The organism is Caulobacter segnis, assembly GCF_023935105.1.
Lineage (GTDB): Bacteria > Pseudomonadota > Alphaproteobacteria > Caulobacterales > Caulobacteraceae > Caulobacter > Caulobacter segnis_B.
In genome coordinates, this window is the sequence record NZ_CP096040.1 from 2,396,203 (window position 1) to 2,414,540 (window position 18,338).

Consider the following 18,338-nt stretch of genomic DNA (forward strand, 5'->3'; position numbering starts at 1 on the left):
CCCGGACTTCACCACACCTTACAGCGCTTTACTGTCACCGGCGTGGCGGCCGAGCCATCGTGCGGCCGAGCCACAAGCAAGGGGCGCTCGATGCCGCGACTGCCGAATCCGTCCGACCTCATCCTGCGTCGCGCCGATGTCGGCGACGTCTCGATCTTCTACAGGGAGGCCGGCCATCGGGATCGTCCCACGATCCTGCTGCTGCACGGCTTTCCGACATCGTCGCACCAGTTTCGTCACCTGATCCCGCGTCTCGCCGAGCTCTACCATGTGATCGCGCCGGACCTGCCGGGTTTCGGCTTCACGACCGCGCCCGAAGGATTCGACTACAGCTTCGCGAGCCTGGCCGAAGCCATGGCCGCGTTTACCGACGCGATCGGCCTGGACCGTTATGCGATCTACATCTTCGACTATGGCGCGCCGGTCGGCCTGCGCTTGGCGATGGCCCGGCCGGGCGCGATCACGGCGATCATCTCGCAGAACGGTAACGCCTACGAAGAGGGGCTCAGCGACGGGTGGGCGCAGACCCGCGCCTATTGGGCCGATCCCTCGACGATCAATCGCGAGGCGATGCGGGGTATGTTCACCGTGGAGGCGATGCGCTGGCAGTACACCCATGGCGCGCCCGACGAGACCCAGGTAGCCCCGGAGGGTTACTGGCTGGACCACGCCTTGCTGTCGCGTCCGGGCAATGCCGACATTCAGCTGGACCTGATCGCCGACTACCAGAACAACGTCGCGCTCTACCCCCGCATCCACCAGTATTTCCGCGAACGGCAGCCACCGCTTCTGGCGGTCTGGGGTGACAAGGATCCCTTCTTCCTGCCAGCCGGCGCGGAAGCCTTCCGGCGGGATCTGCCCAAGGCCGAGGTGCGGTTCCTGGATACCGGTCATTTCGCGCTCGAGACGCACTGCGCCGAGATCGCCGATCTCATGCGCGACTTCCTGAGCCGTCATAGCATCCAGTGACAGGACGGCTCGACGTCAGGCCTGGGCGAGGCGCTCGCGAAGCGCGCGGTTCTCGGCTTCCAGCGCCTCCAGCTTGTCGTGGAGCGGCTGGACGGCGCGCGAGATCTCCGCTTCGGTGAAGCGCGGGACGATGTGCTGGGGGCAGTTCCAGTCGAACGCGGCCAGCTTCAGTCGGAAGATCCGCTCCGGCTTGGCGCGGTAACCGGGGGCGGCCACCTGTTCCAGAAGACCCGGCTCGGCGTCGAGCGCCAGGCGCTCGGCGTGGGCGAGGATCTTCAACCGCGCGCGCCGGGGATAGTCGACCAGGATCAGCGCCACTTTGTCGTTGGCGTCGAGATTGCCGACGCTGATGTACTGGCGGTTGCCGCGAAAGTCCGCGAACGCCAGCGTCGTCTCGTCGAGCACCTTGAGAAAGCCGGCCGGGCCCCCGCGGTACTGGACATAAGGCCAGCCAGTTTCCGAGACGCTGGCCATGTAGAAGCTATCGCGCGCGGCGATGAAGGCTACTTCGTTCTCCGTGAACGCCTCCATCCGCCGATCGACCTGGCCCGGAGTCCACAGTCGATCGACGCCCATCTCGGCCTGGGCGGCGCGGACGCTCGCCGAGGTGGCAAGATCCAGGAAGCTATATCGGCTCACGCAGCGGTCCTCATCGCGTAGGGGAGCGCGACCGGTCTATTCGACCAGGGCCGCGTCCAGGGTGATCTCGGCGTTGAGGAGCTTCGACACCGGGCAGTTGGCCTTGGCGCCGGCGGCCAGCTTCTCGAAGGTTTCCTGATCGGCGCCGGGGATCCGGGCCTTCAGGGTCAGGTGCGAGGCGGTGATCGCGTAGCCGCCATCGACCTGTTCGAGCGTGATCTTGGCGGAGGTGTCCATCTGGTCGGCCCGCAGGCCCGCTTCGCCGAGCACCAGGGAAAGCGCCATCGTGAAGCAGGCGGCGTGGGCCGCGCCGATCAACTCCTCGGGGTTAGAGCCCGGCTGCCCCTCGAAGCGACTGGCAAAGCCGTAGGGGTAGGTCTGCAGGGCGCCGCTCTCCGTAGAGATCGAGCCTTTGCCGTCCTTGATGCCGCCGCTCCAGGCGGCCGATCCGGTTCTGACGATCTTCATGGCGTTCTCCTCGTGTCTCGAAACGCCAGCGATGTAGGCCATGATCTGGCGGCGCGGGCTTGAATAAAAAGGTGGTCCTGCCTCTCGGCCGGCCGTGGGTCAGAGGCCGAGGTCGCTCAAGCCAGGATGGTCGTCCGGTCTGCGCCCGAGCGTCCAGCGGAACTTGCGATCGGTTTCGGCGATCGGGTGCTCGTTGATGCTGGCGTGCCGGTTCTCCAGACAGAGCGCCGCCTACCGTCTGGTCTTGCCGCGTGGCGCGATCTCGATCCGGCCGTCCGGCAGGGGAACCAGGCGGACGGGATAGAGCGTGGTCAGGGTCGTGGCGAACCGGGCCGGATCGTCGGTTCGGAACGCCCCGCTGACCCGTAGCGCGGCGACCTTCGGATCGATCACGACGAGCTTCTCGCTCGTGTACTGGTTCATCTGGGCGATGGCTTCGGCTAACGAGACGTCGTCGAACTGGATCACCTTGTGCTCCGCGTCGGGCGCCGCCGTCTTGGTTTGGATGACGTCGTCGGATTGGCCCCGGCGGGCGATGAGCTCCTGCCCGGGCACGAGGATCTTCGGGGCGCCCGTCACCGCGCTCGGATCGCTGCCGACCGTGACGCCGAGCGATCCTTCGTCGAGGCGAACACGGGTTTCGCCGTCCCGGACCTGGATGTTGAAGCGCGTGCCGAAATCCGATACCACGCGTTCGCCGGCCGCGACCCTGAACGGGTGGTCCGCGTCGTGCTGGACCTCGAACATCACTTCGCCACGGGTCATGCGCACCAGGCGCTGCCCATTGGCATAGCCGACGTCCACGGCGCTGTTGGGCGAGAGCGCCAAGCGTGTGCCGTCTTCCAGGCGAACATTCAGGCGCTGTCCGGCGGTGGTCGCGTAGTCGTTCTGGCCGAACCGGCTGAGATCGCGCGCTTCCACGCTGGCGACCTGGGTCGGAGACGGCACGGAAGGCCCGCGACCCACGCCCATGAACAGCACGCCGCCGACCACGGCTGCGGCGACCGAGGCCGCGGCAAGGTACCAGGGAGCGGGAGAGGGGGCTCGTCGGACGCGCAGGGACAGCGCGTCCTTTCGCAACGGGGCCAGCATTTCGTCGGCCTGCGGATCCTCGAACACATCCCAGAGGTCGCGGGCGCGTTCCCAGGCGGCGCGATTGGTCGGGCTAGCGTCCAGCCATTGGGCGAAGGCGGCGTCATCGTCGGTCGAAGGACCGCGCTGCAGGCGCTCGAGCCACAGGGCCGCGGCCGCCTTGGGGGGCAGCTGTTCCAGGTAGGCTGGGGAGCGCGGGTCGGGGCTCATGCCGCGTCTCCCTCAAGCATCAGGTGGTCGACCGCGCGGGCCATGTCCTTCTCGACCGTGCTCAGCGAGACCTTGAGACGGGCGGCGATTTCGCCGTAGCGCAGGCCTTCCAGTCGGCGCAGGACGAAGACCGTACGGGTGCGTTCGGGGAGCGTCATCAGACTTGCCGACACAGCGCGGAGCCGCTCTCGCGCGAGGAGTGCGCGCAGCGCGTCGGCGTCCTCGGCCTGATGTCCTTCGGGTTCGAGGGCGATATGGGCGTCAGCGCGTCGAACACTACGCCGCCTGTAGCGGTCGGCCAGCACGCTCTCGGCGGTGCGATAGAGATAGCCTTCGAAATGCGCCACATCGTCGGTCGTGTCGCGCTGCGTGACCCGAAGGAACGTATCCTGCAGGAGGTCCTCGGCTTCGCTTGGATCCGGCACACGCCGCCGGAGCCAACCCAGGAGCTTGCCCCGCGCATCGCGAAACTGCCGCGCGACGGAGTGGCTGGATTTCGACTGTGGATCGCCGTCCGACATAGACAAAGATCTGGCCCGATCATCTTGTAAAATCAGAGCTCCGTCAGGCGTGGCGTACATGGGAGGCGTCCCTTCATGCCTCCCGGAGACGCACGCCTAACGAAAACCCGTAAAGCTTCGCGCGATTTTCTAGAACCGCGCCGTGGCGCTCAGTTCGAACCGGCGCCCGCGTGGATCGCCGTAGAAACTGTATTCCAGGCTGGTCGAGCCTTCGAGCGGTGGGGCGTGTCCCAGCAGATTTTGGACGCCGAACCGGATTTCGATGTCTCGGGCTAGGCCTTGTCGGCCACCTATCGGCAGGCGCCACGTCGCCGCGGCGTCTAGGTAGACCTGCGCGGGGACGCGACTGGAGGCCAGGTCGCGGGCGGTCTTGGTGCTGGCGTAGGCCGCGAAGACGGCGTGGTAGTCGCCATAGTACTGCCCATCCAGCTGAACCGTAAGGTCGCCTCGCTGCCACGCCGCTCCTGCCGCACCTCGCCAACGCAGAGGACCTTCAGCGGTGTTGGTGTATTCGACCTCCGCGTCATCGGCGGTCTTCTTTCGCTTCAGGCGCGGTGTCCATGTGACGCCGCCGTAGAGACGCAGCCGGTTGTCGGGACCGAGGCGAAAACCTTGGTCCACGTGCATGTCGACGGCGTCGACGGTGGTGCGGCCGATATTGATACTCGTCGTGTCCGCCTGAGTGATGACGCCGCCCGTATAACCGGCGGCGGCGTCCGCGGGCGTCAGCGGATCGCGCACGATGCGTCTGGGATAGAGCGCCTCGTGGGCCAGTAGGTAGTCGAGGCCGCCGAACACGCCGATCTCGGCGCGCTTTTCCGTGTGGGTGTAATCGACCGATAGTCTCGGACCATGACCGCCGTCGGGGTTCACGACGAAGCCGGCGGCGGTGGTCCTGGCCTCCTCGGGGCGAAGGCGCGGCGAACCGCCCGAGAGAACGACTAGGGGCTTTTCGAAGCCCAGGCGTTTGCCGCCGCGTTTGGGGTCCGTGCTGCTGGTCGTCGCACCGTTCGGCAGGCCATAGGTGTAGGAGACCTGCGCCATCTGCTGCGGTGTGGGGGGAAGCACGCCCGTGGCGAGGCTGGCGCGCAGCATGAGGCTATCGCTTGGATAGACCCGAAGACCCGTCGTGTAGACCATGACGCCGCGGTCGTAGCCTGTGCGCGGCCCCCCGAGCACGGCGCCCGGGATGTCGGCCCGGATCTTGTCGTGACGGGCGGCCACCTGCAGTTCCAAGCCGCGAAGCAGCGTGAGGTCCGAAGCGCGCGAGACGATCGGCGCGCGAAGCTCTCCATAGAGAGACGCCGTCACGAGCGAGAACGATGGGTCCGCGAGCGGAGTGATGTCGGGTTGGCCGGCGACGTCCCAGGGCGTGATCTTAGCCTTCTCCTCGCGGCGTTCGGCCACCAGCGACAGGGTGACGTCGCCGGCGTCGCGGCGCAGGATCGGACCGCCGAGCCTGACGGTCGCGTCCTGCAGGCGAAGTCGCCGCTCGAAACGGATCGGGTGGGGGACCTTGTAGGCCTGCAACGCGGCGACGAAGCTGTCCCAGGCGCCGAACGGATTAGGCGCTGGCTCACCATTCGGGCCGGGCTGCATCAGAATCAGCGAGAGGTAGAAGTTCTGGTCCAGCGCCCAGCCGTCCTGCCGGACCCGGTTGCGGGTTTCGCCAACGGCATAGGTCGCGCCCCCGCGCCAGTCCTTTGGCAGGTCGAAGAGCAGGCTGGCGGAGGTTCGCGTCGCGCGAAGGCGGTTGCGCGTCTGCGAGTCGAGGCCGACCGTCGGAAAGCTGAGGGCGACCGGTTGACCGAACGGGTAGTTCGGCGCCGCGAGCGCGCTGCCCTGGCCTGACCCCGATCGCCTTCCGGTCTGCCAGCCGGTGATGTCGTAGCCATAGACGGACCGACCCTCGTTCTCCCATCCGATGAAATCGAGGGTGGCTTCGACATGGTCGGTGAAGCGGTGGCGCATATTGACCAGCAGGGAGGTCACGGTCGTCTCGCTGACGAGGCTGCGCAGCACGCCATTGCCGTCGGGCGACAGTCCGGCAGGAACCTTGCCGGCGTTGGCGACAAGGACCGATCCATCACCAGCGCCGGAGCCGCTGAGGGGCAGATAGGTGAAAGTCGCCCCCAGGGAGACGCCTCCCAGCGCGGCGCTGAGCCTCAACGGGTCTCCGTTGAGGCTGCGGACGAAGACGCCGTTGGTGATCGGATTGTAGGTGTCGGCGTCGTTGCTGGCGATCCGCTGCCTGAGGGCCCTCAGGGCGAAATCTCGGTCGCCGACCCGCAGGCCATCGCTCTCGGATCGGGAGACGTTGATCATGATGTCGGTCGCGCCGCCGTCGGGCGTGAAGCCAATCCTGCCGTCGACGCGACGGCGCATCGCGTCGCCACGATCGGTGACGCCGTAGGTGGCGCTGACCTCGGCGCCTCGGTAATCGCGCTTGAGGATCACATTGACCACCCCGCCCGTGGCGCCCGGTCCATAGATCCCACCGGCCGTTCCGGTAAGGCTCTCGATCCTGTCGATCGCCAGAAGCGGCAGGCCGTTCAAGTCCGACTGGAAGACGTTCATGTCGTAGCTTTGCGAGACCGTGCCGGGCATACGCGTCCCGTCGACCAGAACCAGGGTCTGGGTTGGACCCAGACCATGAAGGTCGATCTCGGATCTGTTGGCGGCGAATTCGGCCCGGGGATCGCTGGCCGGTCCGAGCCGCTCGGCGTTGCTGGTCTGCCGGCTTCGCAGGAACTGGTCGAGATTGTCCGCGTGGGACGTGCGAACATCCTCGGACGTCGCCACGCGGTAGCCTTGAAAGTCGTTCTCGCTTCGGCGGATGTCGGCATTCTGGGTCTTTCGGCCCAACACCAGCAGCTCGGGCACCGCCGTCGGCTGCTCCGGGGGCGGCCGGAAGACGATGTAGACGCCGTTCCCGACACGGCGATAGCTCAGCCCTGTGCCCTCGAGCAGGCGCGCTAGGATCGGCTCGACCTGCAGCGATCCCGCGATGCGCTTGTTATGCAGGTTGCCGACGACGTCGGGCGCGAAGAGCAGATCCGAGCCGCTGCGGACCGAGAGATCCCTCAGGGCGTCCGCCAGTCGTCCTTCCTTCAGAACGATCCTGGCGCCGCCGAGGAGGCCCCGGGCGTCCGCGTTCGACGCCAGGCTCAGGGCCGCGGCGAACGCCAGGATTTCAAGTTTGCGTCGCCCCAATTCGCCGTCCCCAGAACGTCATCACAATCGAGGACCCTGGCGGCCGTGACCGCGCCGAAGGCGCCGCCAACGGACGAGGCATAGGTCACCGAACTCGGAGGTTCCGAAAGCGCGACCAAGTGCTCGCGAGATATCAAGGCCTTGCCACGTCAGAGATGCCAACTCTACGGGCGACCCCATCAGGTTCCCACATCTCGAGATTACCGCGCATCGACGGAGCACTCCGGTAAAGAGATGTAAAAGGCGCCGTCGGCTTACGGGTTTTTCCGAGCGCTGCGTCTCCGAGGGGGCAAGGACGGATCGACGCCGCCGAAACTCTCGGCAGCGTCTCGAACCCGGGTCGGAGACCTTCTGATGACGCTCCAGTTTGAACAGCCAAGGTCGTTCGCCTTCGGTCCCTTCGTGCTCAATCCCGAGCAGCAGATGCTGGTCGAGGACGAGACCCCCGTGGCGTTGGGCGGACGAGCGTTCGACCTCCTCACGGCGCTGGTGGAACAGCCCGGCGTGGTCCTCTCCAAGAGTGAGCTGCTGGCGCGCGGGTGGCCGGGCCTGGCAGTCGAGGAGGCCAACCTGAAGGTCAACATCGCCTCACTGCGCCGCGCCCTTGGCGAAAAGGCCGGAAGCCTCCAGTACATCGCCACCGTGATCGGCCGTGGCTACCGTTTCGTCGCGCCCGTCCGGACAAGCCAGCCAGGGCGCGCCGTCGCCGAACGCCGTCCTGTCGGCGGTCAGAGCAACCTGCCGCCCGCGATCGCCGGCATCGTCGGGCGCGCCGGCGACATCGCCCAGATCCAGAAGGGCCTGGAAGCCGACCGGCTGCTGTCGATCGTCGGCGCCGGCGGCATGGGCAAGACGACCGTGGCGGTCGCGGTTGCCGAAGGGTTCGCCGGCCAGGTCAGCGATGGCGCCTGGTTCGTCGACCTGGCAAGCGTCGATGACGCCGCCCAGGCGCCCGCCGCCATCGCCAGGGCTCTCGGCCTCTCGACCCAGGGAGCCGACGCCCGCGCCGAACTTCTGGATCATCTGCGTGGGCGCAGGCTGCTCCTGGTCCTGGACAACTGCGAACACCTGATCGAGGCGGTCGCGTCGTGTGCGCAGCAGCTTCTCGCCGAGGCGCCGCAGGTCAGGATCCTGGCCACCAGCCGCGAGCCTCTACGGATCAATGGAGAGCGGGTCTATCGCCTCCCACCGCTCGACGCGCCGCCCATCGAGGAAAGCCTTCAGGCCGCGGCGCTTCTGGCGTTTCCCGCCGCGCAACTCTTCATCGAGCGCGCCGCCGCCCGCAACAGGGCGTTCCAAGTCGAGGACGAGGATGCGCCGATTGTGGCCGAGATCTGCCAGCGCCTGGACGGCCTGGCGTTGGCGATCGAACTGGCGGCCAACAGCGCCAGCGCCTTTGGCGTGCGCGAGCTCCTGGGCCTTCTCGATGGCCGCTTCCGTCAGCTCGGCGGGCTGCGCTCCTGGCCCGACCGTCACCAGACCATGACGGCGGCCATCGACTGGAGCTACAACCTCCTGTCCGAGGAAGAGCGGGTGGTCCTGCGGCGGCTGTCGGTGTTTCCCACCACCTTCACGCTGCGGTCGGCGTGTCGGATCGCCGAGACCGGCTGCGAGTCGACCAGTCCGATCGAGACCCTGGCGGCCCTCGTCGACAAATCCCTGGTGACGGCCGAACTGGGTGGCAGCGCCGTCTCTTACCGTCTGCTCGACACCACGCGCACTTACGCCCAGCGCAAGCTCGCCGAAAGCGACGAGGACCAGTGGGTTCGCCAGCGCTATGCCGATAGCCTCAACGCGGACAACTGACCCGACGCAACTCTCCTAGCTTTCTCAACGGACGAGATTTCCCATGCCAGAAACCACCTCGACGGCAGATCTTGACCTGGACGCGATCCAGGTCCGCGAGACTGGGGTGGGCCTCTTTCAGGTCGAGATCCAGGCCCGTGGGGCGCGCTTCCTGGCCGATGAGCCCGTCGGGTTTGGGGGCATGGGATCAGGTCCCGACCCCTATGATCTGCTGGCGGCGGCCCTTGGGGCGTGCACAACCATGACCTTGCGGCTCTATGCCCGTCGGAAGGCCTGGCCTTTGGAAGAGGTCTCGGTGCGTGTCTCCCACGCCCGCGATAGCCTCACCGCCCGTGACGCCTTCAACCGCGAAATCACCGTGACCGGCGCCTTGGATGAGGCGCAGCGCGTCAGGCTCGGGGAGATCGCCGATCGCTGCCCGGTCCACCAGACACTGGCGCGAGGCGCCGATGTCGTCACTCGGTTCGTCGCCCCGGCGGCGCTTGGCGAGAATGGCGGAACTGGGCTGCATATGCGCCACATGAGCGAGGCGTGCGAGCAGGGTTAGGTCGAAGCGGCGACTGCGAGGATCGGCAAAGGGGCTGTAGCCCACGCCGTAGTCGGCGACGACCGGCGCGTCGCGGTCCAGCAGGTTGCGAATCCCAAACCGGATCTCAATCTCTCGCCCCGAACTACGGAGAAGCTCCGCACGACCGCAGGAGGGCCCCTCTATCGCAAGCTGGGCGGTAGGTCGTCCATGCTCTCGCGGATTTGCGGGCTTGGGCCGACGCGGGACGAAGCGCCATACGGCCGACCTCCGCGGTGGACATCCAGCGCCGTTAGGTCTGACGAGTAAGCGTCCCTGTCCTGTTCGCAAATAGGCGCCTGGCGTATACACTGCGGGTACAGTGAGGGTGGCTTTAGGCGTGTTTTTCGCACCTCGGGCTCAGCTAACTCATTGAAATCATTGAATCGGATTTCTGTCGGTCCAATTATCCAGCTGGGCGATTGGCGCGTAATTATTGAATAAAATAAAAGACTTATGACGAAGTTTTCCATTGCGCCCATGATGGACTGGACCGACCGGCATTGCCGGTCGCTGCATCGCGTCCTGTCGAGCCGGGCGCTGCTCTATACCGAGATGGTGACCAGCGGCGCCGTCGTGCATGGCGATCGCGAGAAGCTGCTGGGCTACGATCCTGGCCAGCATCCGGTGGCGTTGCAGCTGGGTGGATCGGATCCGGCCGAGTTGGCGCATGCGGCGCGGATCGCCGAGGACTACGGCTATGACGAGGTCAATCTGAACGTCGGCTGCCCGTCGGACCGGGTGCAGAGCGGGCGCTTCGGCGCGTGCCTGATGCGCGAGCCGGATCTGGTGGCCGAGTGCATGGCCGCGATCAAGGGCGCGGTGAAGGTCCCGGCCACGGTGAAGTGCCGGATCGGGGTCGACGACCAGGATCCGGAAGAAGCGCTGTTCGGCCTGGTCGACCGCTGCGCGGCGGCGGGGATCGACACCTTCGTGGTCCATGCCCGCAAGGCCTGGCTGCAGGGGCTGTCGCCGAAGGAGAACCGCGACATCCCGCCGCTGGACTACGCGCTGGTCTATCGGCTCAAGCGCGAGCGGCCGAACCTGACGATCGCCATCAATGGCGGCGTGCCCAGCGTCGACGCGGCGCTGGAGCACCTGGCCAATGGCGTCGACGGCGTGATGCTGGGACGGGCCGCCTATCACGAGGCGGGTTTGCTGGGCGAGGTCGACCGGCGGGTGTTCGGGATGGATGTCGCCGACGTCGACAGTTTCGAAGCGGTCGAGCGCTACCGGCCATATCTGGCGCGAGAGTTGGCGGCGGGCGTGCACCTGGCGGCCATGAGCCGGCACATGCTGGGCCTGTTCCACGGCCTGCCGGGCGCGCGGGCGTGGCGTCGCATCCTGACGGTCGAGAGCGTCAAGCCGGGCGCGGGTCTCGATGTGGTGGACCGCGCCTTGGACGCGGTGCGCCTGGCGCTGGCGGCGCGCGAAGAGCGGGCGGCCGAAACGGCCGCCTAAGCCGGCTTTTGGCCGTCGTGCCTTAGTTACGGGTGCAGGATCAGCGAGTTCGGGGTGGCCTCGAACCGCGACAGGCGGCCCAGATAGCTCATGCCCAGCAACGAGTTCTCGAGGCCCTTCTCGATGACCAGGGCGTCGACGTCGCGGACTCGGGCGCCGGCGACGGAGACGCTGGCCAGGTGGACCGAGGCCGCGCGCGTGCGGCCGTCGGCGGTGATGACGTTGTAGTCGTAGTTCAGCTTGCTGGTGTCGATGCCCAGGCGCTGGGCGTCGGCCATGCTGAGCGAGACGGCGGTGGCGCCGGTGTCGACCAGGAAGCGGACGGCCTTGCCGTCGACATTGCCTTGAGCCCAGAAGTGGCCGTCATGGTCCTTGGTCAGCTGGGCCGCGCCACCTTCAGCGCCGCCCAGGGTGGCCGCGGCGGCGGTCGGGGCGCGCAGCTCGGGGCGACGCAGATCGTCCAGCGAGACGACGGCCTTGGCCGCGCCCACCGCCGACAAGGCGCCCACGAAAGCGATCGCCGCGAACCTCAACATAGAAGACACCCTCGCCTTGCCGGCTTTGAGACCGCTTTTGCGGCCGTTGTCTAAATCACTAGCAGGCAGGCGTTTTCAAGGCGTGAATCGGAAGGGGATTTTCACGCCGTGGTTACCAAAGCCATAACAAGACTAAGTTAGTGCTTATCGATGTTCATATTACGGTGGTTTAATAAACCAGATTACATTGATGTAATACTTTTCCTGTCCTGGAATTAACTTCGGAAACTTTGTGCTCGGCGTTATTACTCGCGGCGACAATAAAGTGGCTTATCGAGGGAAAACGCCATGAAAACGCTGATCATCGCAACTGTCGCCGTTGCGTCGCTTGCTGGCGTGGCTCACGCCGGTCCGACGACCAATCTGCAGTTCCTCGAGGCCGCGCGCTGCCGTGGCTTGGCGGGGTCCGAGAACCTGGGCAAGCTGGACACCGCGTCGCTGGACAGCTTCCTGCGCGCCGAGGCTGGCAGCCGCGACATCGCCGTCCGGACCTCGGCCCAGAAGAAGATCGCCTCGGCTCAGAAAGAGGCCGACGGCGCCGACGCGGACAAGAAGACCAAGTTGCTGGCCGAGCGCGAGGCCAAGTGCGGCGTCTATATGGGCAGCGGCAAGTAGACGGCCTCAGCCCCTGGTGGCCGCCATCAGGGCGGCGACCGGGTCTGGGCGATCGGGGAGGGCGGCCATGATCGTCGCGCGCTCTTCGTCGCTCAGCCGGGCCCAGCCGGCGATCTCCGGCAGGGTTCGGCGGCAGCCCAGGCAATAGCCCGTCGCTCCATCGACCGCGCAGACCTTCACGCAGGGCGTGACGATCGGACGGGGCGGTGGGGCGGAGACAGTCATCACGGCAGTTCTGAGCGTCTGAACGCCCGAGCGCAAGCATCGGCGGCGGCGGCCCTGTCGTGTCCGGATCACGAGAGAGAGGGAGATATCTCCATGCGTAAGCTCACAGTCATCGCCCTGATGGGCGCGGCCTTGGCCAGCGCGGCCGCTCCGGCGTTCGCCCAGTCGACCCGCTGGACCGACGCCGAATATCTGAAGGCCGGGCGTTGCCTGGGCCTGGCGCAGTCGGCCCAGCTGGGAACGGTCGACGCCTCGGGACTCACGGCGCGGATCAAGGATCAGGCCAAGGGACGTGAGCCGTATGTCCTCGACCGGGGTGAAAATCTCCGTGACGAGGCGCGCCGCGCCGGCGGCACCCGCAACGAGGCCGTGAAGGCCAGGCTGCTCGCCGAGCGCGACGGTTCCTGCAAGGCCTTCCTCGGAACCTCGGTCGCGGCGTCCGGCGCGTCGTCCTAGGCGGCGACGTCACGCTTAAGGGTGTTCTGGGGTTGCTTTGGGCGCGGACGGGTTTAAGTCCGCGCTCATGACCGCTTCCCCGTTCGCCGACATTCGCCAGCTCGCCGTTTCGCCGCCCGCGCCGGGACCGTTTCCGACGCTGGAGCAGGGCGGGCGTCTGGCTGAGATCTCGGCCTGGTTGACCGCCTGGAGCGGCAAGAGCCCGCCGGCCGTCAATCGTCCGGTGGTGGCGCTTTACGCCGGCGCGCGCCAGGGCGTGGGTCCGCGCGGCTACGCCCGTGATCGCCTGGAGGCCATCGCTTCGGGCGGCGCGACCGTCTCGCGCATCGCCGGCGTGCAGGGCGCGGGCCTGGAAGCGTTCGACCTGGCCATCGACCGCCCGTCGCCCGACTTCATCGACAAGCCCTCGATGAGTGAGAAGGAAGCCGCCGCGACCATGGCCTTCGGCATGGAAGCCCTGGCCAAGCAGCCCGACATCCTGATTCCTGGCGTCATCGTCGCCAATGGCGCCCGCACCGCCGCCGCCGTGTGTCTGGCGCTGTTCGGCGGCGAAGCCTCGGACTGGTCCGACGATCCCGAGCCGGTGGCCGCCGGCGTGGCGCGCGCCAAGGCGGAGGGCATGGGCGAGGACCCGCTGGAGATCCTGCGCCAGCTGGGCGGCCGCGAGACCGCCGCCGTCGTCGGCGCCATCCTGGCCGCCCGCGTGCAGAAGATCCCGGTGCTGCTGGACGGCTACGCCGCCTGCGCCGCGGCCGCCATCGTCCGCGCGGTCGAGCCGGCCGCGATCGACCACTGCCTGGCCGCCCATGTCAGCCCGACCAAGGGCCACGCCAAGCTGCTCGAAATCCTCGACAAGCGCCCACTTCTGGCGCTCGATACGGTCGACGAGGAAGGGGTCGGCGGCGCCTCGGCTCTGGCGCTCGTCAAATTGGCCTGCGAGGTCCGGTAAAGCGTCTTCCCGAGCGTTTCGCGTGATGTAGGTGAACGCGGATCATATTCGCTTCCGTTGACGCTAGCGTCATCTTTCCAAACGTTCGTTCGACACCTATTGTGGCGTCCGAAACGCATGAACGGCCTTCTTCAGAAGGGCCGGCTGAACGGGAGCTCGCCATGAATCTCGACTTCTCGCCCGAGGACCTCGCCTTCCGCGACGAGGTCCGCGCCTTCATCGCCGAGAACTATCCGGCGGGCCTGCGGGAGAAGCAGGAGGAGGGCGAGGAGATGGCCAAGGAGGACTTCCTCTCCTGGCACCGCACCCTCGCCAAGAAAGGCTGGGTCGCTCCGGCCTGGCCGGAGAAGTACGGCGGCCCGGGCTGGACCTCGGTGCAGCGCTACATCTGGTCGGAAGAGACCGCCCGCGCCGACTGCGTGCCGATCCTGCCCTTCGGCATCAACATGGTCGGGCCGGTGATCTACACCTTCGGCACGCCCGAGCAGAAGGAGCGCTTCCTGCCGCCGACCCTGTCGGGCGACATCTGGTGGTCGCAGGGCTACAGCGAGCCGGGCGCCGGTTCGGACCTGGCCAGCCTGAAGACGAAGGCCGAGCGCTTCACTGGCGACGACGGCAAGGAATACTATCTGGTCAACGGCCAGAAGACTTGGACCACCCTGGCCCAGCACGGCGACTGGATCTTCTGCCTGGTCCGCACCGATCCGAACGCCAAGATCCAGGAGGGCATCTCGTTCCTGCTGATCGACATGAAGTCGCCGGGTGTGACGGTCCGCCCGATCATCACCCTGGGCGGCGAGCACGAGGTCAACGAGGTCTGGCTGGAAAACGTCAAGGTGCCGGTCGAGAACCGCATCTATGACGAGAACAAGGGCTGGACCTGCGCCAAGTTCCTGCTGGCCCACGAACGTAGCGGCATCGCCGGCGTGGCCCGCTCCAAGCGCGGCATCGAGCGTATCCGCCAGATCGCCTCGGCCGAGCTGTCGGACGATGGCGACGCCCTGATCAAGGACCCGATGTTCAAGCGCAAGGTCGCCGAACTGGAGATTGACCTGACGGCGCTGGAATATACCGAACTGCGCACCCTGGCGGGTGAAGCGGCGGGCAAGGGCCCCGGCCCGGAGTCGAGCGTCCTGAAGATCAAGGGCACCGAGATCCAGCAGCGGATCACCGAGCTCGTCCTGGAGGCGGCTGGCCACTACGGCGCGCCGTATTTCCGCGGCTTCCCGAAGGACGGCGACAACGCCCATCCGATCGGCCCCGACTTCGCCCACCGCGCCGCGCCGACCTACTTCAACGTCCGCAAGACGTCGATCTATGGCGGCTCCAACGAGATCCAGCGCAACATCATCGCCAAGATGGTGCTGGGGCTCTAGCGCCCGCGACTATCGCCTGGGTCGCCGCGCGGCCCAGGCCTTCGCTCTCTCATGATTTCAACGATCCGGCCCGAAGGCCGGACGACAGAAGAACGGAAACCCAGGGATGGATTTCAACTTCACCGAAGAGCAGTCGATGGTCCGCGACACGGTCGCGAGCTTCCTGCAGGACAAGTACGACTTCGAGACCCGCCGCAAGATCGTCAACTCCGAAAGCGGCTGGCGCGCCGACTACTGGAAGGCCTTCGCCGAGGAGTTGGGCATCCTGGGCGCCTCTTTCAGCGAGGAGCTGGGCGGCCTGGGCGGCGGCGCCATCGACAACATGATCATCATGGAGGAGTTCGGTAAGGCGCTGGTCATCGAGCCTTATCTGGGCACCGTCGTCATCGGCGGCGGGTTCATGAAGCACTCCGGCTATACGGGCGCGGCCTCGGTGATCGAGGGCATCGTCGGCGGGACCACCACCGTCGCCTTCGCCTATGCCGAGCCGCAGGCTCGCTACACCTGGCAGGACCTGAAGACGACGGCCAAGAAGGACGGTTCGGGCTGGATCCTGAACGGCCACAAGGCGGTGGTCGTCGGCGCGCCGTTCGCCAGCCACCTGATCGTCACGGCCCGCACCGGCGGCGCCAGCGCGACGCCGGCGGCGTCGGCGTGTTCCTGATCGACAAGAGCCTGCCGGGCGTCGTCACCCGCGACTACCCGACCGTCGACGGCAACCGCGCCTCGGAAGTCTATTTCGAGAACGTCTCGGTCCCGGCCGACGCCCTGATCTCGGAAGACGGCCTGGGCCTGGTCAACCAGGTGATCGACGAGGCCACCGCCGCCGTCGGCGCCGAGGCCGTGGGCGTGCTGCGCAAGCTGCACGAGGGCACGCTGGACTACGCCAAGCAGCGCAAGCAGTTCGGCACCGCCATCGCCAACTTCCAGGTGCTGCAGCACCGGATGGTCGACATGTTCATCGAGGTCGAGCAATCGGTGTCGATGACCTACATGGCCACCATCAAGGTCGACGAGAGCGCCGCCGAGCGGGCAAAGGCCGTCTCGGCCATGAAGGTCCGCATCGGCCGCGCCTGCAAGTTCGTGGGTCAGAACGCCATCCAGATCCACGGCGGCATGGGCATGACCGACGAGCTGGCCATCGGCCACTACTTCAAGCGCGCCAGCCTGATCGAGGGCCTGTTCGGCTCGGTCGATCATCACCTGAAGCGCTATGAGTCGCTGTCTTTCGACGCCGCGGCCTAAAACAGCCTACGGACCAACTGGTCTGAACCAGACGAGCCGCCTGCGTCACGCCGACGCGGGCGGCTTTTTCTTCGCCCCATCGTGGAAAGCCCGCCCCATCCGGGCCCGGCGCGCCGTTCAACGCTTCGAACACGCGCTCAGGAGGCAGGCGGATGACCGGCGAAGAGATCCATATGACCCAGGAAGCGGTCGCCCTGGTCGAGGCCAACGCCCGCCTGCTGATCGACCAAGCTCGCGAGGCCAAGCTGGCCGCCGCCCGTTTCGAGGCCGCCTTGGCCCTTGTCGTGGGCGTCGTCGCCAACGACCCGGAGCTCCAGGGAAGCGTTGCGCTGCAACGGATCGCGGGCCAGATCCGCCTGTGCGCCGACATGCCGGACTTGGCGGCCGAGACCATCGGCTGCGCCGAGGAACGGGTCTGCCCGAATATCCTGCGCGCCGCCGCCGAGGTGCTGGGCGACCTGGAGGCGGCCAAGTCCGCCGCCGCGGCCGATGGCGGTCCGGTGACGCTGCATTAGAGGAAACTACGTCGTGTGCGGACGTATTCCGGACTGTCGAAAAGGGCGCTCCGACGGGTTCGTCAGTAGGCTGATATGATCCTTATACGGATCATTTTGGCTTGATCCTCGGCGAATAGGGCGCATGCTTGGCCATGACGCGCTGACGACTAGGAGGGTGTGAGCCCCTGTAAGCCGCGCGCGTCTCCTGGTCCTAACGGCTATGTCTGGGAGACGCCGCCATGAACGTATCGAAGATGAACCACGCGATGTTCTCGTTCGCCCTGATGGGCGGCATGCTGGTGGGGGATCGGCCTACCGCCAAGCCTACCGCCTGGTTGTCCAGGCTGCTGGGACGCAAGTCCTGATTTAAGTCTCGAAGGGTCCCACACCCCTAAAGAAAGAGGCCTCCGTCGGTTCCCCGGCGGAGGCCTTTCGTTTGCCTAGTCGAGAAAAGCTCAGCTCTTCGGCTTGGCGGCCGTGTTGCAGTCGGCGATGGCGGCGTCCTCCAGCGGCTCGCCGCGATAGTTGAACGCGGTCAGTTCGCCGAGCTGGCCGGCCAGCTTGCGGCAGGCCCGGCCCACGGGCAGGGCCCGGACCTTGGTGGCGGTGCAGACATCGGCCTTGCAGCGCCAGACCGAGCCGTCCTGGATGAAGTGGTCCGTCGAGACGGGGGTCTTCAGTTTCAGCCAGGCGCCTTCGCTATCGGCGGCGAAGGCGGGGCCGGCGAACGAGCCAGCCGTAAGGGCGCAGGCCAGCAGGCCCGCGAAAGCAGCGGTACGCATTTCCTTGGTCTCCTATCCCCGCGCCGGATGGGAGATCCGGCGCATGAACTCTCACGGTCTCGAATGGCCGAGAGTTCTAGGGCATAGTGCGTCTCTTTTGAAAACTAAGTCAACTGGCTTAGCTCGGCCGGAGCGCCCGTTTGGTAGATTTCTTCGTCCCAGGCCAGCAGGGCGGGGGTGACGTCTTGCGCCATTTCGACCGATCGCCAGGCGTTGGCCAGGCTGGGCGGGGTCAGGCCCCGTTCGATCGTGTGGTGAATCAGGGCGAAGAAGGGGTCCCAGAAGCCGCCGGGGTTATGGAACACAATCGGCTTCTGGTGAAGATCTAAACGGCGCCAAGATAGCAATTCCACGATCTCTTCCAGCGTGCCGATGCCGCCGGGCAGCACGACGAAGGCGTCCGAGCGCTCGAACATCATCATCTTTCGCTCGTGCATGTTGTCGACGACGACCGTCTCGACATCGTCGAACGGCTGCTCGCGACCGCGCAGGAAGGTGGGGATGATGCCCAGCACCGCGCCGCCGGCCGAGTGGGCGCCGCGCGCGGTCGCGCCCATCAGCCCGACGCCGCCGCCGCCGTAGACCAGCTTCAGCCCGGCGCGGGCGAAGCTCTCGCCGATCGCGAAGGCGTCAGTGATGTAGCTGGGATCGGCGTCGTTCGACGATCCGCAATACACACAGACGGACGCCAGGCGGCTAGACTCGTCGGGCAT

At 66.7% G+C, this 18,338-nt stretch carries 19 protein-coding genes and 1 pseudogene; 11 read left to right on the top strand and 9 right to left on the bottom strand.

The genetic code is table 11. The features are described 5' to 3' along the window. Positions 1 to 90 precede the first annotated feature (90 nt). Positions 91 to 969, top strand: a complete 879-nt coding sequence (locus MZV50_RS11465) for an alpha/beta fold hydrolase (protein WP_252634733.1) — start codon at positions 91 to 93, stop codon at positions 967 to 969. Positions 970 to 984: 15 nt separating this feature from the next. Here MZV50_RS11465 and MZV50_RS11470 read toward each other — a convergent pair whose 3' ends face one another. The 5 genes from MZV50_RS11470 to MZV50_RS11490 form a co-directional block, all read right to left on the bottom strand. Beyond that, positions 985 to 1,608 (bottom strand): pyridoxamine 5'-phosphate oxidase family protein, encoded by a 624-nt coding sequence (locus MZV50_RS11470; RefSeq protein ID WP_252634735.1) that lies wholly within the window; start codon positions 1,606 to 1,608, stop codon positions 985 to 987. A gap of 36 nt (positions 1,609 to 1,644) precedes the next feature. After that, positions 1,645 to 2,076, bottom strand: a complete 432-nt coding sequence (locus tag MZV50_RS11475; protein ID WP_252634737.1) for an OsmC family protein — start codon at positions 2,074 to 2,076, stop codon at positions 1,645 to 1,647. A 231-nt stretch (positions 2,077 to 2,307) separates the two neighbouring features. Continuing rightward, positions 2,308 to 3,378, bottom strand: coding sequence for a FecR family protein (locus MZV50_RS11480; protein WP_252634738.1), 1,071 nt, complete (start codon positions 3,376 to 3,378; stop codon positions 2,308 to 2,310). Next, the gene (locus MZV50_RS11485; protein WP_252634740.1) at positions 3,375 to 3,959 is read right to left on the bottom strand and encodes an RNA polymerase sigma factor; all 585 of its coding nucleotides are present in this window, start codon (positions 3,957 to 3,959) and stop codon (positions 3,375 to 3,377) included. Before MZV50_RS11485 ends, MZV50_RS11480 begins: the two co-directional genes overlap by 4 nt. A gap of 69 nt (positions 3,960 to 4,028) precedes the next feature. Continuing rightward, the gene (locus tag MZV50_RS11490) at positions 4,029 to 7,112 is read right to left on the bottom strand and encodes a TonB-dependent receptor (protein WP_252634742.1); all 3,084 of its coding nucleotides are present in this window, start codon (positions 7,110 to 7,112) and stop codon (positions 4,029 to 4,031) included. A 354-nt stretch (positions 7,113 to 7,466) separates the two neighbouring features. On the opposite strand from MZV50_RS11490, the gene MZV50_RS11495 reads away from it, so the two are divergent. From MZV50_RS11495 to dusA, 3 genes are all read left to right on the top strand, one after another. Further along, positions 7,467 to 8,918 (top strand): ATP-binding protein, encoded by a 1,452-nt coding sequence (locus MZV50_RS11495; RefSeq protein ID WP_252634743.1) that lies wholly within the window; start codon positions 7,467 to 7,469, stop codon positions 8,916 to 8,918. 43 nt (positions 8,919 to 8,961) lie between these two features. After that, positions 8,962 to 9,465 carry an OsmC family protein gene (locus tag MZV50_RS11500; RefSeq protein WP_252634745.1) on the top strand — a complete coding sequence of 168 codons (504 nt, stop codon included), beginning with the start codon at positions 8,962 to 8,964 and terminating at the stop codon, positions 9,463 to 9,465. A 474-nt stretch (positions 9,466 to 9,939) separates the two neighbouring features. After that, entirely contained in the window at positions 9,940 to 10,944 is a 1,005-nt protein-coding gene (gene dusA, locus MZV50_RS11505) for a tRNA dihydrouridine(20/20a) synthase DusA (RefSeq protein ID WP_252634747.1), read from the top strand. 26 nt (positions 10,945 to 10,970) lie between these two features. On the opposite strand, the gene MZV50_RS11510 is transcribed toward dusA, so the two are convergent. Further along, complete coding sequence (locus tag MZV50_RS11510; RefSeq protein ID WP_252634749.1) at positions 10,971 to 11,489, bottom strand: TIGR02281 family clan AA aspartic protease; 519 nt, start codon at positions 11,487 to 11,489, stop codon at positions 10,971 to 10,973. 279 nt (positions 11,490 to 11,768) lie between these two features. Here MZV50_RS11510 and MZV50_RS11515 point away from each other — a divergent pair, with 279 nt between their 5' ends. Then, on the top strand, positions 11,769 to 12,095 hold the full coding sequence (locus tag MZV50_RS11515; RefSeq protein ID WP_252634750.1) for a hypothetical protein: 327 nt from the start codon (positions 11,769 to 11,771) through the stop codon (positions 12,093 to 12,095). Between the two features lie 6 nt (positions 12,096 to 12,101). On the opposite strand, the gene MZV50_RS11520 is transcribed toward MZV50_RS11515, so the two are convergent. Beyond that, a complete protein-coding gene (locus MZV50_RS11520; protein ID WP_252634752.1) occupies positions 12,102 to 12,320 on the bottom strand; it encodes a DUF1289 domain-containing protein in 219 nt (72 codons plus the stop codon). A 93-nt stretch (positions 12,321 to 12,413) separates the two neighbouring features. Between MZV50_RS11520 and MZV50_RS11525 the strand changes: the two genes are divergently transcribed. The 6 genes and pseudogenes from MZV50_RS11525 (at position 12,414) to MZV50_RS11550 (ending at position 17,208) form a co-directional block, all read left to right on the top strand. Further along, on the top strand, positions 12,414 to 12,776 hold the full coding sequence (locus tag MZV50_RS11525; RefSeq protein WP_252634753.1) for a hypothetical protein: 363 nt from the start codon (positions 12,414 to 12,416) through the stop codon (positions 12,774 to 12,776). A 67-nt stretch (positions 12,777 to 12,843) separates the two neighbouring features. Further along, positions 12,844 to 13,725 carry a nicotinate-nucleotide--dimethylbenzimidazole phosphoribosyltransferase gene (locus MZV50_RS11530; RefSeq protein ID WP_252634754.1) on the top strand — a complete coding sequence of 294 codons (882 nt, stop codon included), beginning with the start codon at positions 12,844 to 12,846 and terminating at the stop codon, positions 13,723 to 13,725. A 161-nt stretch (positions 13,726 to 13,886) separates the two neighbouring features. Further along, positions 13,887 to 15,101, top strand: coding sequence for an acyl-CoA dehydrogenase family protein (locus MZV50_RS11535; protein ID WP_252634755.1), 1,215 nt, complete (start codon positions 13,887 to 13,889; stop codon positions 15,099 to 15,101). Between the two features lie 106 nt (positions 15,102 to 15,207). Then, positions 15,208 to 16,346, top strand: a pseudogene (locus MZV50_RS11540) (acyl-CoA dehydrogenase family protein). Between the two features lie 152 nt (positions 16,347 to 16,498). After that, positions 16,499 to 16,861 carry a hypothetical protein gene (locus MZV50_RS11545; RefSeq protein WP_252634757.1) on the top strand — a complete coding sequence of 121 codons (363 nt, stop codon included), beginning with the start codon at positions 16,499 to 16,501 and terminating at the stop codon, positions 16,859 to 16,861. 221 nt (positions 16,862 to 17,082) lie between these two features. Then, positions 17,083 to 17,208 carry a hypothetical protein gene (locus MZV50_RS11550; RefSeq protein WP_436792217.1) on the top strand — a complete coding sequence of 42 codons (126 nt, stop codon included), beginning with the start codon at positions 17,083 to 17,085 and terminating at the stop codon, positions 17,206 to 17,208. Positions 17,209 to 17,298: 90 nt separating this feature from the next. Here MZV50_RS11550 and MZV50_RS11555 read toward each other — a convergent pair whose 3' ends face one another. Both MZV50_RS11555 and MZV50_RS11560 read right to left on the bottom strand, forming a co-directional pair. Beyond that, the gene (locus tag MZV50_RS11555; RefSeq protein WP_252634759.1) at positions 17,299 to 17,625 is read right to left on the bottom strand and encodes a CC_3452 family protein; all 327 of its coding nucleotides are present in this window, start codon (positions 17,623 to 17,625) and stop codon (positions 17,299 to 17,301) included. Between the two features lie 104 nt (positions 17,626 to 17,729). Next, on the bottom strand, positions 17,730 to 18,338 hold the full coding sequence (locus tag MZV50_RS11560; protein ID WP_252634761.1) for an LOG family protein: 609 nt from the start codon (positions 18,336 to 18,338) through the stop codon (positions 17,730 to 17,732).